Origin of the sequence: Streptomyces asoensis, from assembly GCF_013085465.1 — a bacterium.
Taxonomy (GTDB): Bacteria; Actinomycetota; Actinomycetes; order Streptomycetales; family Streptomycetaceae; genus Streptomyces; species Streptomyces cacaoi_A.
This window is the reverse complement of record NZ_CP049838.1, coordinates 3,137,896-3,156,859: the sequence shown is the minus strand read 5'-3', so window position 1 is coordinate 3,156,859 and position 18,964 is coordinate 3,137,896. Positions and strand designations below refer to the sequence as shown.

The window sequence follows — 18,964 nt, the reverse complement described above, 5'->3', positions numbered from 1 at the left end:
AGGGGCTGATCCAGGCGGCCACGCCAACCGCTGCTACTTCGTTACAAGTCGGCCGAGGGGGGCTTGCTGAAGGGGGACCGGACGGGCGGCGGCGGGCGCCGGCCGCGGCGGTTCCTCGAGTGGCGTGGCCTCTTCGGACGGCGACGTCGACGGTGCCGACGAAGGCGGTGCGGTGATCGGTGCCGTCAGCGGTGCCACCCCGCACGGCTCCGCCTCCGTGGCGTACGGCAGCCGGAGAACGCCCTCCGGTGTCCACAGCCCACTGCCCGCCAACCACCCGTCAGGTGCCGGAAGCTGGTGCAGTCGACGATCGGCCGGACGCCATACGCCCACCCAGGTGCCGAAGGGGCCGTCGATGCGGAGCGCCACCGCGCAGGCCTCGGGGAGGAGCGCCTGGCCCGGCTGGCTCGCGAAGGGGGTGAGAGCGAGGTCCGGCGGGTGCAGCGACTCCGGGAAGCGGACCGGCAGCGTGCTGCCGAGGACCCCCCAGCCCAGCCGTGCCTCGCCCGGCGAGGGCGCGTCCGAGCGGATGAGCAGCAGCCCGCTGTCGGAGTCGGCGAGCAGCAGGCGGTCGTCGCTCTCGGCGGCGATCTGCAACAGGGGCGACACCTCGCCGCCGCGCTCCAGGTCCACGACGATCGTCTTCGTGCGGCCGCCGACCTCCCGGTCCAGTGCGAGCATGCGGCCCGTGCGGTCCAGCCAGACACCGCCCGAGCAGCGGCCGGGGATCTCGGCCAGGTACTCGGGGCCGAAGGTGCCGCCCGCGACCAGCCACAGGGTCGTCGTGTGAGGGCCGACGGCGAGGGCGTACGCGCGTTCGCCGCACGGGGCCGGTGGGAGCAGGTGCAGCCGGGTGCCCTCGTCCGGGCACTCGACGGCGCCCAGCGGCAGCTCGCCCGTGGCGGGGCCGGTCGGATACAGCAGCGAGAACGTGTGCCGTCCCTCGATCGGCCGCCGGATCAGGACCCGGCCGTCGGCCATCGGCTGCACCTCCGTGCCGGGTTCCTCCGGCTGGTTGCCGGGCAGCGGTACGGCGTACGGCTCGGGGCCGTCCAGGGTCCAGCGCTCGGGGAACCAGGAGTCGCCGGCCCGGGCGAGCCGCGCGGCGTAGGCACCACCGGCCGTGATCACACAGTCCGCCACGCTTCCCCGGCCGACCGCGAGCACACGGTCGGTGTCACTTCCACGGCCACCGGTGATCACGCGGTCCGCCTCGCTTCCACGGCCATCCGTGAGCACGCGGTCAGCCTCGCTCTCACGGCCGACCACGAGCACGCGGTCCGCAACGGCCTCTTGGCTTCCCATGAACCTGGGGTAATCCGTGATCGCGTAGTCCGTCGTGATCCCACGGTCCGTCGTGATCCCACGGTCCTCCGTGATCCCACGGTCCTCCGTGATCCCGTGGTCCTCAGGGGGCACGTGATCCGACGCGATCATGCGGTCCGCCGTGATCGCGTGATCGGCCGTGATCGCGGGGCTCGCGTGCTCGTCCGCGTGCTCCTCCGCGTGTGGCGTGGGCTCGGCGGCGCCGTCCTCGGGGTCACTCCCGTCCGCAGCGGTGGGCTCGATCGCACAGGCCGGCATCGTCATCGTTCGGTCACCTCCGGCGACGAAGCTAGTTTTCGTACGCACGGACGTGGGACCGCCGGGCGGCCTTCTTCCCTCATAAGAGTGGTGCAGAAGCGATTCGCCTGAGGGTGGTGGGAGGCGTGTGCATCGGCCGCCCGCTCACTCCCGGTCGCCGGCCGGGGTGGCCGCGACGGCATCGGCGGCACCGGTACGTGCCGGTGAGACGGCCAGGTAGCCTTTCCCCGTGCCCCGTCTGTCTGAAGTCATCGCCGCGCTGGAGAACCTGTGGCCCGCCGAGCGGGCCGAGTCCTGGGACGCGGTCGGCACGGTCGTGGGCGAACCCGAGCAGGAGGTCTCCCGGGTCCTGTTCGCCGTAGATCCCGTCCAGGAGATCGTCGAGGAAGCCGTGAAGCTCGGCGCCGATCTGCTCGTCACCCATCATCCGCTGTATCTGCGCGGGACGACGACCGTCGCGGCCTCCACTTTCAAGGGCCGTGTCGTGCACACCCTCATCAAGAACGACATCGCCCTGCACGTCGCGCACACCAACGCCGACACCGCCGATCCCGGCGTGAGCGACGCCCTCGCCGGTGCGCTCGACCTGCGGGTCGTACGGCCTCTCGTGCCGGATCCGAGCGACCCCGAGGGGCGGCGCGGCCTCGGGCGCGTCTGCGAGCTCGACCACCCGCTCACCGTCCGTGAGCTCGCCGCCCGCGCCGCCGAGCGGCTGCCCGCCACCGCGCAGGGCATCCGGGCGGCGGGGGACCCGGAGGCGCTGGTGCGGACCGTCGCCGTCAGCGGCGGCTCCGGCGACAGCCTGTTCGACCACGTCCGTGCGGCCGGCGTCGACGCCTTCCTCACCGCGGACCTGCGCCACCACCCGGCGTCGGAGTTCATCGCGGACCGCGCCCACGGCGCCCACTCACCTCTCGCGCTGCTCGACGCGGCGCACTGGGCCACCGAGTGGCCCTGGTGCGAGCTGGCCGCCACCCAGCTCGACGAGATCTCCGACCGGCGGGGGTGGGACCTGCGGGTCCACGTCTCCCGTACGGTCACCGACCCCTGGACGGCCCACGCGGCGTCCAACGCCACCTCTAGCTCAATGGGAGCCCCCAACTGAACGCCGCGCCCGCCGACCAGATCCGACTCCTCGACGTCCAGGCCCTCGACGCCCGTCTCCAGCAGCTCACCCACAAGCGGAGGTCCCTGCCCGAGCACGCCGAGATCGAGTCGCTGAACAAGGACCTCACGCAGCTGCGCGACCTCCTTGTCGCGGCGCAGACCGAGGAGAGCGACACCGCCCGCGAGCAGACCAAGGCCGAGCAGGACGTCGACCAGGTCCGTCAGCGCGCCGCCCGCGACCAGCAGCGGCTCGACTCCGGGGCCGTCACCTCCTCCAAGGACCTGGAGAACCTCCAGAAGGAGATCGTCTCCCTCGCCAAGCGCCAGGGCGACCTCGAGGACATCGTCCTGGAGGTCATGGAGCGCCGCGAGAGCGCGCAGGAGCGCGCCGCCGAGCTGACCGAGCGGGTCGGCTCCGTCCAGGGGAAGATCGACGACGCCCTCGCGCGCCGGGACGCGGCCCTGGAGGCGTTCGACAGCGAGGCCGCCAGCGTCTCCAAGGAGCGCGAGGTCATCGCGGCCGCCGTGCCCGCCGATCTGCTCAAGCTCTACGAGAAGCTGCGCGAGCAGCAGGGTGGCGTCGGCGCGGCCAAGCTCTACCAGCGGACCTGCCAGGGCTGCCGCCAGGAGCTCGCCATCACCGAGCTGGCCGAGATCCGCAAGGCACCGTCCGACACGGTCGTACGGTGCGAGAACTGCCGTCGCATCCTCGTGCGTACGTCCGAGTCCGGCCTGTAGTCGGCCGTCGGTAGACCGGCAGCCGGCAGCCGGCAGTCGGCAAATCGGCCGTCGACAATCGGAGTCGGTGGTCAGTGGTCAGTAGTCGGAGTCGGTAAGGGGCGTACGTCGTGCGGGAGTTCATCGTCGAGGCCGACGGCGGGTCGCGGGGCAACCCGGGGCCCGCGGGCTACGGCAGCGTGGTGATCGACGCGGCGACGGGGGAGACGCTCGTCGAGCGCGCCGAGTACATCGGCGTCGCCACCAACAACGTGGCCGAGTACCGGGGGCTGGTGGCCGGCCTGCGCGCCGCCCGCGAGCTCGACCCGTCCGCCACGGTGCGGGTGCGCATGGACTCCAAGCTGGTCGTCGAGCAGATGTCGGGCCGCTGGAAGATCAAGCACCCCGACATGAAGCCGCTGGCCGCCGAGGCGGCGCGGATCCTCCCGCCCGGGCAGGTCACCTACGAGTGGATGCCGCGCGAGCGGAACAAGCACGCCGACCGTCTGGCGAACGAGGCGATGGACGCGGGCAAGCGGGGCGAGCAGTGGGACGCCGGGGCGTCGCGGGCCGAACTCGACGCCCGTGTCCCCGTGACCCCGGCCGCACCCGAGCCGTCCGGCCCGCCCGGCGACGCCACGGCGGGCGCGGCAAAGGCCCGCGAGGCCCTGGCCCGGTCCCGCCCGCCCGCCGACCCGCCCGCGGACACCGCGCAGGAGGAGGCGACGACGCATACCGACGCCGATCTCCGCGCCGCCCGTACGGTCGCCACCCCGGCTCCGGGTCCGGCTGTGGCTCCGGCTGCGGCGTCGGCCTCTTCCGTCGGCTCCGCCGCCGTCACGCCCGCGGTCACCCCCTCCGTCGGCTGGGGGGCGGCGCCCGATCTCGGGGCGCCCGCCACCTTCGTGCTGTTGCGGCACGGCGAGACGCCACTCACGCCGCAGAAGCGGTTCTCCGGCAGCGGCGGCACCGATCCCTCCCTCTCGGACGTCGGCCGGGAGCAGGCCGAGCGGGTCGCCGCCGCCCTCGCCCGGCGCGGGACCGTCCAGCACATCCTCGCCTCCCCGCTCGCCCGCACCCGCGAGACGGCCGGGGCCGTGGCCGCCCGCCTCGGCCTCGAGGTGACCGTCGAGGACGGACTGATCGAGACCGACTTCGGCGCCTGGGAGGGGCTGACCTTCGGCGAGGTCCGCGAGCGTCACCCCGACGACCTGAACGCCTGGCTGGCCGACCCGGAGGCCGAGCCGACCGGCGGCGGCGAGAGCTTCGCGGCGACCGCCACCCGGATCGCGGCCACCCGGGACAGACTGGCCGCGGCGTACGCGGGCCGCACGGTTCTGCTGGTCACCCACGTGACGCCGATCAAGACGTTCGTACGGCTCGCCCTGGGCGCCCCGCCCGAGTCGCTGTTCCGCATGGAACTGTCGGCGGCCTCGTTGTCGGCGGTGGCCTACTACGCGGACGGCAACGCCAGTGTCCGCCTGTTCAACGACACGTCCCACCTGCGGCCCTGAGCAGTGAGGCGGTCCGCGCGAGCCCCTCGATCCGCTGCCAGTCCCGCGCCGCGACCGCGTCCGCCGGGATCATCCAACTCCCGCCCACGCAGCCGACGTTGGGCAGGGAAAGGTACTCCGGCGCGTTGTCCGGGCCGATTCCGCCGGTCGGGCAGAACCGGGCCTGGGGGAGCGGTCCGGCCAGTGACCTGAGGTAGGCCGTGCCGCCCGCGGCCTGCGCCGGGAAGAACTTCATCTCCCGCACTCCGCGCTCCAGCAGTGCCACGACCTCCGATGTGGTCGACACCCCGGGCAGGAAGGGCAGCCCGGACGTCCGCATCGCCGTCAGCAGGGCGTCCGTCCAGCCGGGGCTCACCAGGAACCGCGCGCCGGCCTCCCCGCACGCCGTCACCTGCTCGGGTGTGATCACGGTCCCGGCCCCGACGACCGCCTCCGGGACCGACCCGGAGATCTCCCGGATCGCGTCGAGCGCGGCCGGCGTCCGCAGGGTCACCTCGATCGCGGGCAGCCCGCCCGCCACCAGCGCCCGCGCCAGCGGTACGGCGTCGGCGGCGTCCTCGACGACCACCACGGGTACGACCGGGGCCAGATCCAGTACCGAGGCAGCCGAAGAGGAGGGCAGGGGTGAGGTCATGCGCCTCATCCTGCCCCCGGTGCGCAGCATGCGCAAAGGTCATTGCGTATGTTGCAACAGCACTCTTCGGTGGGGTGGTGCGTCAGTGCACCTCGTCCACCAGCACATCCAGGGACCAGGCGGCCGCCCCGGCCTTCGCCTTCGCCGGCGCCTTCTCCTCCACCACGTATCCGAGGTCCCGGAGCGCCTCCACCAGCTCGGCGGGACCCGCGGGGGCGATCCCCGCCGTCAGCAGACTCCGTACGATCCGCCCCTTGGTCGCCTTGTTGAAGTGGCTGACGACCTTCCGGGTCGGCGCGTGCAGCACCCGCACGCTCGCCGTCCGCCCCGCGACCTCACCCTTCGGCTTCCAGGGCGCCGCGTATGCCGCCGACCGCAGGTCCAGCACCAGCCCGTTCCCGGCCGCCTCGGGCAGCACGGACGCCATCGGCGCACGCCAGTGCGCGCCCAGCGCCCCCAGCCCGGGCAGTTTCACACCCATCGAGCAGCGGTAGGACGGGATCCGGTCCGTCACCCGGACGGCACCCCACAGCCCCGAGAAGACGAGAAGCGACCTGGCCGCGCGCTTCCTGGCGGCCGCGTCGAGGGAGGCCAGGTCGAGGGCGTCGTACAGGACGCCCGTGTAGATCTCCCCGGCGGGCCGGGCTCCCGCCGTGCGCAGCTCCGTGTTCTTCGCGACCTCGCCGCGCAGCCCCTCACTCAGCCCGAGCACCTCGCGCGCCTTGTCCTCGTCGGCCGCGCACAGCTCGACCAACTCGTCGAGGACGGCCTCGCGGGCGGCGCCGAGCCCCGGCAGGGAGAGCGCCTCCGACTTGAGCGGGGCGCCACGCCCGGAGGACGCCTTGCCTTCGGAGGGCGGCAGCAGGACAAGCACGGGAAATCTCCTTCAATAGAGCTCTGCTGCGACAGCGTACGGCGTGCCACGACACGGCCCGGCCGAGGTTCGCGCCTACCCGGCCGCCTGCCCGGCGCCCGCCCGTCCGCTCGCCCGGCACCGCCCGGCGGCATGAACCGGGGTCCGCAGGCGTTGCATGCGTAGAGGCACGGACGGGGGTCACATGGGGGTGGCGAGTGAGTCGTGAACAGGCGTTGTGGACCAGAGCCCGACTGGGGCGCTGCGGCCCGCCCCTGGACCTGCTCACCGCGCGCTTCGACCGGCACGTCTACGCCCCGCACGCCCACGAGGAGTTCACCGTCGGCGTCTGCGTGGGCGGCTCGGAGATCATCGCCTACCGAGGCGGCCACATCCGTACCGGTCCCGGCTCCATCGTCGTCCTGGCCCCCGGCGAGACGCACACCGGCGGCCCGGGCAACGACACCGACGGCTACGCCTACCGCGCCCTGTACGCCGGCCCCGCCCTCCTCGCCGAGGGCACCCTCGGCGGTGTGCCGCACTTCCGTGAGCCCCTCCTCGACGACCCGGAGCTGGCCGCCGCCCTGCGACGGGCGCACACGGAACTGGCCGCCTGCCCCGACCCCCTGGAGGCCGAGTCCCGCTTCCCGTGGCTGCTGACGGCCCTCGCCCGACGCCACTCCACGGCCCGGCCGGTGTGCGACACGATCCCCGGCGCCGAACACCTCACCCACGCCGTCCGCACCCGTCTCGCCGACGAACTCCTCGCCCCGCCCTCCCTGGCCGACCTCGCCGCCGACCTGGGACTGTCCCGCTACCAACTGCTGCGCGCCTTCCGTACGACGACCGGCATGCCGCCCTACGCCTGGCTGGCCCAGTACCGGGTGGCCCGGGCCCGCGGCCTGCTGGAGTCCGGGCTGCGTCCCGCGGAGGTCGCCGGCCTCGTCGGCTTCGCGGACCAGGCCCACCTCACCCGCTGGTTCCGCCGGGTGCTGGGCGTGACCCCGGCGGCGTACCGCAACAGCGTTCAAGACACCTGACCTGGGTCCGGCCGACACTCCCCGTATGACTGCACGCGGCTGGTTCCTGTTCTCCCTGATGGGAGTGGTGTGGGGCATCCCCTACCTGATGATCAAAGTGGCGGTGGAGGACCTCTCCCCGTCCATGGTCGTGTTCACCCGATGCGCGCTGGGCGCAGCCCTCCTGCTCCCCTTCGCGCTACGGCAACGGGGCCTGACGCGGACGGTACGGGCGCACTGGAAGCCCATGCTGGCCTTCGCGGTCATCGAGATCATCGGCCCCTGGTTCACCCTCACCGACGCGGAACGCCACCTGTCGAGCTCCACGGCGGGCCTGCTGATCGCGGGCGTCCCGATCGTCGGAGTGACCCTCTCCCGCTTCTTCGGCGACACGGAGACGCTGGGCGTGCGGCGGGTGACGGGCCTGGCGCTGGGCCTGGCCGGGGTCGGGGTCCTCACCGTCCCGCACCTCACGGGCGGCGACGCCCGCTCCCTGGCCGAGGTCCTGCTGACGGTCCTCGGCTACGCGACGGCGCCCCTCATAGCCGCCCGTCACCTCAAGGAGGTCCCGTCCCTCCACCTCACGGCCCCCTGCCTGGCCCTGGCCGCCCTGGTCTACGCGCCGGCCGCGGCCGTGACCCGGCCCTCGGAGCTGCCCGCCCCGTCCGTGCTGGCGGCCCTCGCGGGCCTGGGCGTCATCTGCACGGCGGTCGCCTTCGTCGCCTTCATGGAGCTGATCAAGGAGGCGGGGCCCACCCGCGCCACGGTCATCACCTACGTCAACCCGGCCGTCGCGGTGGCGGCGGGCGCCCTGTTCCTCGACGAACCCCTGACGGCGACGATCGTGGCCGCCTTCACCCTGATCCTGGCGGGCTCGGTCCTGGCGACGGCCTCGGGCCCGAAGAGCGACGCGCGCCCGGTAGCATGGTCGACACGGCAGACGAGCCGGGCGGACGGCCGCGTGGAGTCCCTCACGGGACTTCCCGAGGAACGTCCGGGCTCCACAGGGCAAGGTGATGGCTAACGGCCACCCGGGGTGACCCGCGGGACAGTGCCACAGAAAACAGACCGCCGGGGACCTCGGTCCTCGGTAAGGGTGAAACGGTGGTGTAAGAGACCACCAGTGCCCAGGGTGACCTGGGCAGCTAGGTAAACCCCACCTGGAGCAAGGTCAAAAGGAAACACCCCGGTGTTTCTGCGCGGACGTCCGAGGGCTGCCCGCCCGAGTCCGCGGGTAGACCGCACGAGGCCGGCGGCAACGCCGGCCCTAGATGGATGGCCGTCTCCCCGGCCGCCGCGAGGCAGCCGGGCGACAGAACCCGGCGTACAGCCCGACTCGTCTGCCGCCACTCCGCGGCTTCGCCCCGGGGAAACGGTCCCGGGGCGGCGGCTCAGTCCCGCGCCCGTTCCTGCCAGTACTGGAGCGTCCTCACCGCGTCGGGGACGAGGTCCCACGGTTGGCTGGTCATGTGGCGGCCGATGCGGTGGAACACCGGGGTCGCGTCCTTGGTCCGCTTCATCCGGGTCAGGGCGAACGCGAGCAGGTTGAGGTCGGTGAGTGTCTCGGCGTGCGGTGCGGTGTCCGGGTGGAACCACCTGGTCAGTGCCGTGTCGGCCTCGGCGGCCGCCTGGGGTTCGTACCAGTGGCAGTCGGCCGCGAAGGAGTCGGCGGAGTCATGCGCATGCTTACCGCGGTTTCCCGCGGGACGGTCCGGACCGTCGTCGGTCCGGACCGTCCCGCCCGAAATCCTCAGGACAGGGGAACCGTGTCCTGGGTCTTGTTCCTGCCGGACAGCCGTCCGCGGAGTACCGCGAAGACCACCACGGCGATGGCCACCGCCGTGGACAGGATCACCTGGTCGCGGCCGCCGCCGTCGGCCGTGTCGGTCAGCATGTAGCCGAGGACGAAGGTGATGAGGGCGATGGTCGCCCAGGTGAGGTAGGGGTAGAGCCACATCCGGACGACCAGCTTCTCCGGCGACTCCCGCTGGATGATCTTGCGCATCCGCAGCTGAGAGAAGCAGATCACCAGCCAGACGAACAGGGCGATCGCGCCGGAGGCGTTGAGCAGGAACTGGAAGACGGTGTCCGGCCACAGGTAGTTGAAGGCGACGGCGACGAAGCCGAAGGCCACCGAGGCGAGGATGGCCGCGCGCGGCACACCGCGGTCCGTGGCCCGCCCGAAGGCGGCCGGGGCGTCGCTGCGCCGGCCGAGCGAGAAGGCCATGCGGGAGGCCGTGTACAGGCCGGAGTTGAGACAGGACAGCACCGAGGTCAGCACGATGGTGTTCATGATCTGCGCGGCGTGCGGGATGCCGATGGAGCTCAGGGCGGCGACGTACGAGCCGTCCTTGAGGATGTTCGGGTCGTCCCAGCGCAGCAGTGACACCACGACCAGGATCGAGCCGAGGTAGAACACCGCGATCCGCCAGATCACACTGTTGGTGGCCTTGGTGACGGCGGCCCGCGGGTCGGCGGTCTCGCCCGCCGCCAGGGTGACGATCTCGCTGCCCATGAAGGAGAAGACGACCATCAGGACGCCGGTGAGGATCGCGCCGGGCCCGTTCGGTAGGAAGCCGCCGTGTGCGGTGAGGTTGGAGAAGCCGCTCGCCGGATGGTCGGAGCCGGGCAGCAGCCCGAAGAGCGCGAGGCCGCCGATCACGATGAACGCGGCGATGGCGACGACCTTGATGCCGGCGAACCAGAACTCGAACTCGCCGTAGGAGCTGACCGAGACCAGGTTGGTGGCGGTGAGGACGATCATGACGATCAGGGCCCAGCCCCATTGGGGCACCGCGGGGATCCAGCCGGCCAGGATCTTGGCCCCGGCGGTCGCCTCGACGGCGAGCACCACGACCCAGAAGAACCAGTACAGCCAGCCGATGGTGAAGCCGGCCCACCGACCCAGCGCGCGGTCCGCGTAGGCGGAGAACGAACCGGAGGTGGGGTTGGCCGCGGCCATCTCGCCGAGCATCCGCATCACGAGGACGACGAGGACGCCGACGAGGGCGTACGAGACGAGGATGCCGGGACCGGCGGCGGCGATGCCGGAGCCGGAGCCGACGAACAGGCCGGCGCCGATGACGCCGCCGATCGCGATCATCGACAGGTGGCGGTTTTTCAGTCCGGCCTGGAGGCCGCCGGACTCGCCGGACTCGCCGGACTCGGCGGGAGGGGTTTTGGGGACGGTTGTGGTCATCTCGACATCCATGGAGGGAGTGCGGACCAGGGGTGTCTGGAAATTAGTTCAGTACGATCGAAAAGAACAAGACTTGTTTAAGTGTTCACCTTGCTCTATTTTTCGTGCAGCGCGGAACCTTCTCTTCCGGGAGCCCTCTGTGGACCACACCGTGACCCCGCTCAGCAGGCCGTTAAGGTGGCGCCGTGGTGAATGCAGCGGGCAAGTTCGGCCCCTACAGCGGCTGGGACACGCGAGTCCTGGCCGGCCGGGGCCCCACGGGAGCGGAGCTCGTCCGGTCGAGGATCGCCCTGCGGGTGCGTCTGAGGTCCGTGTCGCCGGGTGACCGGCTGCCGGACGCGGGTGTCCTCGCCGAGGAGCTCGGGATCAGTGAGATCACCGTGCGCCGCGCGCTGGAGGCCATGTGCCAGGACGGCCTGCTCGACCGACGGCGGGGCCGGGCGGGCGGAACCTTCGTCGCGGCGGACTGGGCGGCGGTCGTCGCCGTCCTGCACGACGCCGACGAGGCGGCCGCACTGGACGCCTTCCATCTGCTGCTCGAGTGCGGGCTCGTGGCGCACTCCTCGGGCGAGCTTCCGGAGGGCCGACTCGACGGGCTGCGGGCGCTGATCGAGGAGCTGGACCTGGCCGACGACCCGGCCCGGCTGCTCGAACTGGAGACCCGCTTCCACCTCGACCTCGCGGAGACGCTCGGCGGCGCCGGGATCCGGGAGTTCGCGGCCGACCTGCTCGGCAAGGAGTGCCTGCTGCGGCCCGCGCCGGAGCCCGCGGTCGTACGGGCCCGCAACCGCTGCCATTCCGACCTGCTGGACGAACTCGGCCGTGGCGCGATGGACCCGGCGGTACGTGCGGTGAAGGCACACCGGCACGCCGGACCGAGCTGACCCGCCCCCTCCCTCCATACCGAGGAGCTGTCGCCATGCCTGAGTCCGGATCCGTCGGACCGTCGTCGACGTCGGGCCACGCCGGTGGCACGCCCCAGCGGCTGCGCGGCGGCGTCCTCGGCATGGCGGACATCGCCGCCGCCACGATGGCCAACGTCGGCCCGGCCATGAGCTTCTTCTTCGGCTTCGCCTTCCTGGCCACCACCGCGGGCGTCGCGTCCCCGCTGACCATCGTGGCGGCGGGGGTGGCGGTCGCGCTGTTCGGCAACACGCTGGCCGAGTTCTCCCGGGCGCACCCCTCGGCGGGCAGCTTCACCACCTTCGTGGGCAAGACCTTCGGGCCGGTCAGCGCGGTGACCACAGCCCTGCTCGCCGGACTCGGCTACATCATCGCGATGGCCTCCGTCATCGCGATCTCGGGCGGGTTCATGCAGATCACCCTGCACCACTACACCGGCGTCGACCTGCCGTGGATCCTCTGGACGCTGCTCCTGACCGGGCTGTCGGTGGTGCTGATGCTGCGCGGGATCGTGGTGTCCACCAAGTGGGCCGGCTACTTCTTCGGCGTCGAGATGCTCGTGCTGGTCGTGGTCTCGGTCGCGGCGATCGTCGAGCACCGGGGTGACCTCTCCGCGGCCCCGTTCCTGCCCTCCCACCTCACCCACGGCATCAAAGGCCTCGCGGCGGGCTTCCCGCTGGCGGTGTACCTGTTCATCGGTTGGGAGAACTCGGCGGCCCTGGCCGAGGAGACGGAGAACCCGCGGCGCAACGTCGGCCGCGCCGTGTTCTCCTCCGTGGCGATCATGACGGTGAGCTACATCCTCTTCTCCTACGCCACGGTGACCGGCTTCGGCTACGACGTGCAGCGGCTCGGCGACTCCCGGATCCCCTTCATCGACGTCGCCCAGCACACCCTGGGGGCGCTGGCGATCCTCGCCTACGTCGGCGGCCTGACCTCCACCCTCGGCGTGCTGATCGCCGGCATCAACTCCCAGGCGAGGCTGGTGTTCAACGCCGGACGCGAGGGGCTGCTCCCGTCCTTCTTCGGCTACGTCCATCCCACACGCCGTACGCCGAACAACGCGATCGTCACCTTCACCGTCACCGCGCTGCTGATCATCGCGGGCTGGGGTCTGGGGCATGTGCTCGGGGACGGCGGTCAGATGAACCCGGTGGTCTTCTTCGCGGAGTCCTCGAGCCTGGGCGCGATTCTGATCCTGCTGGTCTACCTCGCGTCCAACATCGCGCTGCCGCTGTACTACCGCAGATACCGTCCGCAGGAGTTCCGGACCGTACGGCATCTGGTGCTGCCCGCGGTCGGCGCGCTGGCCGTCCTGATCCCCCTCTACTACCTCGCCAAGCCCGGCCAGCCCGCCCCGTACAACTGGTTCCCGTACGCGGCTCTGGCCACCCTGCTCGCAGCCGTCTGCTACGCGACCCTCCTGGTCCGACGCGACCCGGGCCTGGCCGACCGGGTCGGGTCGGTCGTCGCCGACGCGGAGTGAACGCGGCGGTGAGGTGACGGCCGCCGGTCGTCTCGCCGAGCGGGGGAGCGGCGCTCCCCTCAGGAGACCGCCGCCTCCTGGTACTGCCCCAGGTAGCGGAACGCGCCGTCCGCGGCCCGGAACAGGAACATCGCTTCGTGGTTGTAGCCGTACCCCTGCTCGTACTTGACGGTCCGGGTGATGCCGGCGTACGTGATCTCGGGCATCCGGCGGGCGATCGCGCCCCGCTCCGTCAGTGCCGAGCCGTCCTTGACGCAGGCCTGGGCCAGGAACATCACGGCGTCGTAGGCCTCCGCCGCGTACCAGCCGGGGTCGGTGCCGAAGCGGGCCCGGTAGGCCTTGGTGAAGGCGCGGGCGGTCGGGCGGGCCGTCGGGTCGGTGAAGGAGGTGGCGAAGACCCAGTCGGTCGCGGCCGCGCCGGCCGACGTGAGGAACCGTGGGTCGAAGGCGCGTTCCGTCGCCATCCGGGTGCCGGTGAACCGGGCGGTGCTCAGTGCCGACGCGAGTCCGGCGGCCCGGGCCGCGTCGCCGGTGAAGACGACCGCGTCCGCGCGGGCGGACATCACTGCGGTAGCGAGCGACGCGTAGTCGATCTTTCCGGCGGCGACACGGGTCACCGTGGCGTCCCGGCCGGCCTGCCGCAGCGCCTGCTGGGTCTGGTCGCACAGGGACCAGGCGAAGTCGCCCTGGGCCCGGTCGTCCATGAGGAACACCTTCTGCGCGTCGACGTGGTTGCCGAGGTAGCGGCTACAAGGGGCGGCGAGGAGTGGGTCAGCGACGCGCAGCGCCGCATGGGAGTGGTGGAACTCGTTCTCTCCGATCGTCCTGCTCCGGGTGTCGGCGCCCACCGACACGGACACGACGGGCATCGTCGCCTTGGTGTAGGTGACCTCGCTCGAGAGGAAGCAGGCATCGGTGGTGGGTCCCAGCACGGCGAGCACGTCCGCGTCCTTCGCCAGCCGGACGGCCAGTTCGTCGGCCCGTTCCGGGTCACCGCCGTCGTCGTACGTCCGCAGCTTCAGCCGGAACGGGTGCGCGCTCTTGGCGTTGAGCTGCTCGACGGCCAGTCGAGCGCCGCTCAGCTGGGCGTTCCCGGTCTCCTTCCGGGGCCCGGTCAGATCGCCGTGGAACGCCACGACCAGTGCGGGGCGCGGGTTCGCTCCGGCCGGAGGCGTCGTCCCCGGATCCGGGCGGGTGCTCCACCACCAGGCACCGCCACCGCCTGCCGCCAGGACCCCGGCCGTCGAGCCCAGGCGCAGGAAGCCGCGGCGGCCGATGGCGCGGGCGGGGGGCGGGGCAGCGGTGACGGCCGTCAGCGTCGCGGCCTCGGGCGACACCGTCGGCACTGTGCTCGCGGACGCGGACACCTGGGTCGGCTCGATCGTGCCCAGGGTGAGCACGGCGGCGGCCCGGTCGTTGATCAGCCGGGTGACCGGCGCGGACAGCCAGTCCGACCGCTCGGCGGAGTCGGTTTCCGGCACCTCTTCGTCGAGTGTCCGGCGCAGGTGGGCGACGGTGGGACGGGCGGTCGGATCCTTGGCCAGACAGGCTCGCAGGAGAGGCGCCAGGCTGTCCGGGACCGCCGTCGGATCCGGTTCCTCGTAGACCGTGCGCAGCAGCATGCCGGCCGCCCCGCCGCCGCCGAACGGCCGGACGCCGGTCGCGGCGAACGCGAGCACGCACCCCAGCGAGAACACGTCACTCGGCGGGCCGATCTCGCCGCCCCGGGCCCGCGCCTGCTCCGGGGACAGGAAGCCGGGCGAGCCGACGATCACGCCGCTGGAGGTGAGCGCCGTGGCCTCCGGCGCGCGGGCGATACCGAAGTCGATGAGCCGTGGCCCGTCCGGGGCCAGCAGGACGTTCCCCGGCTTCACGTCGCGGTGCACGAGACCGGCCCCGTGCACCGTCTCGAGCGCCTCGGCGAGCCGCACGCCCAGCATCCGCACGGAGGCGAGCGACAGAGGACCGAAGGTGTCCACCGTCTCGGCGAGCGAGGGTCCCGGTACGTACGAGGTCGCCAGCCACGGTGTCTCCGCGTCGGCGTCCGCGTCCAGCAACGGGACCACCCACGGGCTGCGCACCTGCCGGGCGGCTTCGATCTCGCGGCGGAAACGGGTCCGGAAGCCCGTCTCGTCGGCGTACGAGGACCGGACCGTCTTCACCGCGGCGATCGCTCCGCCCGGCGCACGGGCCAGGAAGACCACGCCCATGCCGCCGGCGCCCAGCCGCCGCAGCAGACGGTAGCGGCCGATCCGGGACGGGTCGCCGGTGCGCAGCGGCTCCATCAGACGCTGATCGGCGCGGGGCCGCCGTACACGAAGTCGCCCTGCTCGACCCGCCAGAGGAAGCCACCGGTGCCGTCGATGACCATCATGCCGGTCTTCTGGAAGGCGAACGTCTTGGTGATGCCCTCGTACTTGCCGGCCCGCACGGCCGCGAGCAGATTCGCCCGGGTGCGGCTCTTCGCGGGCAGCCCGGACAGCGCCTTCAGCAGCATCCCGGTCACGTCGTAGGCCTCCGCCGCGTACCGGGGCGGCGCCTCCTTGAAGCGCTCGCGGTAGGCGGCGGCGAACTTCTTCGCCTCGGGCTTGCGGGTCGCGTCGATGACCGGCGCCACCACCACCCAGCCCTCGGCGGCTTCTTGAGCCTCCGTCAGGAAGCGGCCGTCGAGCAGTGCGGGGCCGGACATGCGAGCCCCCTGGAAGGCGCGTTCGCGCAGCGTCGAGGCGATCAACGCTCCCCGGTCGGGCAGGCCGGCGAAGAACACGGAGTCGGCGCCGGCGGAGAGCACCGCGTCCACCGCGCTGCCGAAGTCGCGGCGCATCGCGCTGACCACCTCCGGTACGGACGGCTGCTGTGCGTTGCCGAGCACATTGCTGAGGGAAGTGCTCAGATCCGTCCCGTAGTTTCCGGCCGGGCGGTCGACGACGATGCCGATCTTGCGCGATCGCGCCGTGCCGCGCAGGTAGTTGCTTACGTAGACGGGCAGTACCGCGTCGGGCAGCCGTGCGTGCAGGAACGAGCGGAAACCCTGGATGGAGAGGGCGGTCGCGCCGGGGGACACGCAGACGACCGGCAGCAGCCCGGCATCGTACTTCGCGAGCGCCGACTGCGCCGTGGCGTCGGTGGTCGGGCCGACCACGGCGAGGACCGCCGGGTCGTCCGTGAGTTCCGCGGCGAGCCGGGCCGAGGCCGCCGGATCGCCCCCGTCGTCGACGGCCCTGACCTTCACCGTGAAGGGCGCGTCGCCGCGCGCGTTGAACTCCGCGACGGCCAGCCGCAGTCCGCGCTCCTGGGCCCGGCCCGTCTCCCGCTGCGGGCCGCTGAGGTCACCGTGCAGCGCGACGGTGTGCACCGGGCGCCCCGAGGACGCGGCGGCGGCAGGGCTGTCGTCTCCCGAGTCGCCGTCCCGGGCGACCGCCCACCAGGTTCCGCCCGCGCCCGCCGCCAGCGCCAAGGCCCCGCCGGCGAGCAGGAGGAAGCGGCGTCGGCCGGCCGGCCGGGCGTCCTGCGGCTCCGGCGACGCAGACGTGCCGTGCGTATCGGAGGCCGCCGGGTCGGCATCAGCCGGGTCCGAGCCGGCCGGCACGGAGTCCGCAGGCCCGGATTCGGCGTGCCCGGAATCCGTCGGCGCCGAGGTGGCCGACGCGGCCGACGGCACCTGCGTGTGCTCGATGTCCGGCAGCGCGAGCGCGGCGGCCGATCGCTCGGCGATCAGCCGGGTCACCGGCTCGGGCAGCCACTCGGCCGTCTCCGCGTCCCGCGGAGCGCCGTCGGCCGCCAGTTCTCGAACCAGCTCCCCGGCGTCCGGCCGCCGGGCCGGGTCCTTCTCCAGGCAGCGCTCCAGCACCGTCAGCAGCTCCGGGGGCACCCCGTCGAGGTCCGCCGGATCGTGCACGGCCCGGTACAGCAGGGCGTCCACCGGTCCGCTGCCGAACGGCGCCCGGCCGGTCGTCGCGAACGCCAGGACACACCCGAGGGCGAACACGTCGCTCGCCGGGCCGATGCCGTCGCCGCCGTCCTGGGCCTGCTCGGGCGACAGATAGCCGGGAGTGCCGACCACCAGACCGGTCGCCGTGAGCGCCGTGTCCTGCGGCGCCCGGGCTATGCCGAAGTCGATGAGCCGGGGTCCGTCGTGGGCGATCAGCACGTTGCCCGGCTTGAGGTCCCGGTGGACCAGACCGACCCCGTGCACCGCGCCCAGAGCCTCGGCCAGACGGGCGCCGAGCAGCCGTACCCCGTGCTCGGCCAGGGGCCCGTACGCGGCCACTGCCTCGCCCAGCGATGGTGCCGGGACGAACGCCGTCGTCAGCCAGGGCGCCTCGGCGTCCGGGTCGGCGTCCACCAGCGGTACCGCCCAGGGACTGTCGACCCGCCGGGCGACCTCGACCTCCCGGCGGAACCGCTCCCTGAAGTCCGGCTCCTCGGCGTATTCGGCGAGCAGCACCTTCAGCGCCACCAGCGCTCCGCCGGGTGTGCGGGCCAGGTACACCACGCCCATGCCGCCGGCACCGAGCCGTCCGAGCAGACGATGTCCCGCGATGCGCGCGGGATCCGACGAACGCAGCGCCTCCATCAGTTCTTCCCTCCGAGCTCGAACTCCACGCGGCTGAGCATCGTGCTGGTGGCCTGCGACCCGAACCGGTTCAGCTCGCTGTCGGTGTAACCCTTGGCGCCCTTCACCGACACCGCCAGGGTCACCGTGCCGAGCCGGGTGACGAACCAGAAGTACGACTGCTTGGCCGTCCCGGTGAGGTAGGAGCCGATTTCCACGACCTGGTCGTCGGAGTAGGTGTTTTCGCCCTGGCCGTAGGGAGTGCCGGTCGACATGAGCCCGGATATCCGCTCATCGGTGCGGACCTGCTGCTCGCGGCAGCGCAACGGCTCCTCCAGCGTGGTGGACAGCTGGTCGTCGGCGTCGAGCACCGTGGCGTGCACGGTGACCGCCGCGGTCACCTTGATCTCGCCCTTGCCCGTGGTGCCGGGAAGCTCGCTGTAGCGCGACAGCGAGGCCAGGACGCCCTGGGGGAGGGACCGGCGCTCCCACCGGCACTGTTCGTCGAGGACGGCGGCGGTGCCGGGGGCGCTCGCGGCCGGCTGCTGGGCCCGGAAGTCCGCGCCCCACGCCTCCGGTTTCAGCGCGACGGCCGCTGCCAGCGCCTCGGCCTGCGGCTTCGTCTTCGGCACCTGAGCGGGGTCCGCCTGGAACGGCGTCAGCGACGTCGCGTCGCCACCCGCCGAGGAGGAGGACGAGGGCGAGCCGGATGCGGTGGGAGTCGCGGACCGGGAGGATGCCGAAGGGCTCGGCTCGGCCGCCTTGTCGTCGTCCCCGGAACCGCAGCCGCCCAGCACCACGGCTGCCGCGGCCGCAGTGGCCATGACCCGCCATGGCCAAGCCGCCCTGCCTCTACCAGCGTTGTCGTCCATCCACGCCCCCTCCGCCTACGGCCCCCGCCTCGCGTGCGGTGATCGTACAGAGGGACGCGGGCAGCGGGCGGGCGGTTCGAAGAACAGGGGATCTGCCGGAATCAGCGAACGTCGGCCCCGGCGCCCGCGCTACCCGACGACCGCTCCGCCACCCGCGCCAGATGCCCGGCGAACACCGCCTCCGCCTCCGGGGTGAGGGTCCGCAGCGCCACCAGTGCCGTGATGGCCACGTCGCACAGTTCGCCCTGCACGTCCTCCCACGTGTGGCTGACGCCCTTGCGGGGGTTCTGGCCGGTCGCGCCGATGACTGCCTGCGCGACCTCGCCGACCTCCTCCGACAGCTTCAGTACACGCAGCAGCAGGCCCTCACGGCCGCCGTGCGCCGCGTTGGCGTCCAGCCAGGTCCACAGGGCGTCGACGATGGCCCAGAGATCGGTGGGGCCGGCGGCATCGGGTTCGGTGGGTGCAGACCGCGGGGGCCGGGGCTGGGGCTGGGTGCTCATGGACGAAGCGTGTCAGGT

The 18,964-nt window shown here is 72.6% G+C and carries 15 protein-coding genes, 1 other RNA gene and 1 pseudogene; 8 read left to right on the top strand and 9 right to left on the bottom strand.

Annotated features, from left to right (window positions below; translation table 11 throughout):
- Positions 1–33: 33 nt before the first annotated feature.
- Entirely contained in the window at positions 34–1,305 is a 1,272-nt protein-coding gene (locus tag G9272_RS14155; protein WP_437184365.1) for a hypothetical protein, read from the bottom strand.
- A 508-nt stretch (positions 1,306–1,813) separates the two neighbouring features.
- On the opposite strand from G9272_RS14155, the gene G9272_RS14150 reads away from it, so the two are divergent.
- The 3 genes from G9272_RS14150 (at position 1,814) to G9272_RS14140 (ending at position 4,922) form a co-directional block, all read left to right on the top strand.
- Positions 1,814–2,689, top strand: coding sequence for a Nif3-like dinuclear metal center hexameric protein (locus G9272_RS14150; protein WP_171396919.1), 876 nt, complete (start codon positions 1,814–1,816; stop codon positions 2,687–2,689).
- Positions 2,686–3,429, top strand: a complete 744-nt coding sequence (locus tag G9272_RS46180) for a zinc ribbon domain-containing protein (RefSeq protein ID WP_171401977.1) — start codon at positions 2,686–2,688, stop codon at positions 3,427–3,429. The genes G9272_RS14150 and G9272_RS46180 overlap by 4 nt, the downstream gene beginning before the upstream one ends.
- Positions 3,430–3,539: 110 nt before the next feature.
- A complete protein-coding gene (locus G9272_RS14140) occupies positions 3,540–4,922 on the top strand; it encodes a bifunctional RNase H/acid phosphatase (protein ID WP_171396918.1) in 1,383 nt (460 codons plus the stop codon).
- Here G9272_RS14140 and eda read toward each other — a convergent pair.
- On the bottom strand, positions 4,894–5,556 hold the full coding sequence (gene eda, locus G9272_RS14135) for a bifunctional 4-hydroxy-2-oxoglutarate aldolase/2-dehydro-3-deoxy-phosphogluconate aldolase (RefSeq protein ID WP_171396917.1): 663 nt from the start codon (positions 5,554–5,556) through the stop codon (positions 4,894–4,896). The two genes, G9272_RS14140 and eda, sit on opposite strands and share 29 nt — an antisense overlap.
- 82 nt (positions 5,557–5,638) lie before the next feature.
- A complete protein-coding gene (yaaA, locus tag G9272_RS14130; RefSeq protein WP_171396916.1) occupies positions 5,639–6,430 on the bottom strand; it encodes a peroxide stress protein YaaA in 792 nt (263 codons plus the stop codon).
- Positions 6,431–6,627: 197 nt separating this feature from the next.
- Here yaaA and G9272_RS14125 point away from each other — a divergent pair, with 197 nt between their 5' ends.
- From G9272_RS14125 to rnpB, 3 genes and pseudogenes are all read left to right on the top strand, one after another.
- A complete protein-coding gene (locus tag G9272_RS14125) occupies positions 6,628–7,449 on the top strand; it encodes a helix-turn-helix domain-containing protein (RefSeq protein WP_171396915.1) in 822 nt (273 codons plus the stop codon).
- A 25-nt stretch (positions 7,450–7,474) separates the two neighbouring features.
- Positions 7,475–8,254: pseudogene (locus G9272_RS46175) on the top strand (DMT family transporter); the annotation flags it as partial.
- 115 nt (positions 8,255–8,369) lie between these two features.
- Positions 8,370–8,771, top strand: an RNA gene (gene rnpB / locus G9272_RS14115) — RNase P RNA component class A.
- 48 nt (positions 8,772–8,819) lie between these two features.
- Here rnpB and G9272_RS45915 read toward each other — a convergent pair.
- Together G9272_RS45915 and G9272_RS14110 are read right to left on the bottom strand one after the other, a co-directional pair.
- On the bottom strand, positions 8,820–8,948 hold the full coding sequence (locus G9272_RS45915) for a hypothetical protein (RefSeq protein ID WP_301272130.1): 129 nt from the start codon (positions 8,946–8,948) through the stop codon (positions 8,820–8,822).
- A 230-nt stretch (positions 8,949–9,178) separates the two neighbouring features.
- On the bottom strand, positions 9,179–10,627 hold the full coding sequence (locus G9272_RS14110) for an amino acid permease (protein WP_171396914.1): 1,449 nt from the start codon (positions 10,625–10,627) through the stop codon (positions 9,179–9,181).
- A 185-nt stretch (positions 10,628–10,812) separates the two neighbouring features.
- Between G9272_RS14110 and G9272_RS14105 the strand changes: the two genes are divergently transcribed.
- Together G9272_RS14105 and G9272_RS14100 are read left to right on the top strand one after the other, a co-directional pair.
- A complete protein-coding gene (locus G9272_RS14105) occupies positions 10,813–11,511 on the top strand; it encodes a FadR/GntR family transcriptional regulator (protein WP_171396913.1) in 699 nt (232 codons plus the stop codon).
- Between the two features lie 35 nt (positions 11,512–11,546).
- Positions 11,547–13,016 (top strand): APC family permease, encoded by a 1,470-nt coding sequence (locus tag G9272_RS14100; protein WP_171396912.1) that lies wholly within the window; start codon positions 11,547–11,549, stop codon positions 13,014–13,016.
- Positions 13,017–13,075: 59 nt separating this feature from the next.
- Here G9272_RS14100 and G9272_RS14095 read toward each other — a convergent pair whose 3' ends face one another.
- The 4 genes from G9272_RS14095 to G9272_RS14080 form a co-directional block, all read right to left on the bottom strand.
- Positions 13,076–15,301 (bottom strand): bifunctional serine/threonine-protein kinase/ABC transporter substrate-binding protein, encoded by a 2,226-nt coding sequence (locus G9272_RS14095; RefSeq protein WP_171396911.1) that lies wholly within the window; start codon positions 15,299–15,301, stop codon positions 13,076–13,078.
- On the bottom strand, positions 15,301–17,592 hold the full coding sequence (locus G9272_RS14090) for a bifunctional serine/threonine-protein kinase/ABC transporter substrate-binding protein (protein WP_171396910.1): 2,292 nt from the start codon (positions 17,590–17,592) through the stop codon (positions 15,301–15,303). Before G9272_RS14090 ends, G9272_RS14095 begins: the two co-directional genes overlap by 1 nt.
- Positions 17,592–18,395 (bottom strand): hypothetical protein, encoded by an 804-nt coding sequence (locus G9272_RS14085; protein ID WP_253267790.1) that lies wholly within the window; start codon positions 18,393–18,395, stop codon positions 17,592–17,594. The genes G9272_RS14090 and G9272_RS14085 overlap by 1 nt, the downstream gene beginning before the upstream one ends.
- Before the next feature lie 149 nt (positions 18,396–18,544).
- On the bottom strand, positions 18,545–18,946 hold the full coding sequence (locus G9272_RS14080) for a MazG-like family protein (protein WP_253267789.1): 402 nt from the start codon (positions 18,944–18,946) through the stop codon (positions 18,545–18,547).
- Between the last annotated feature and the right edge of the window lie 18 nt (positions 18,947–18,964).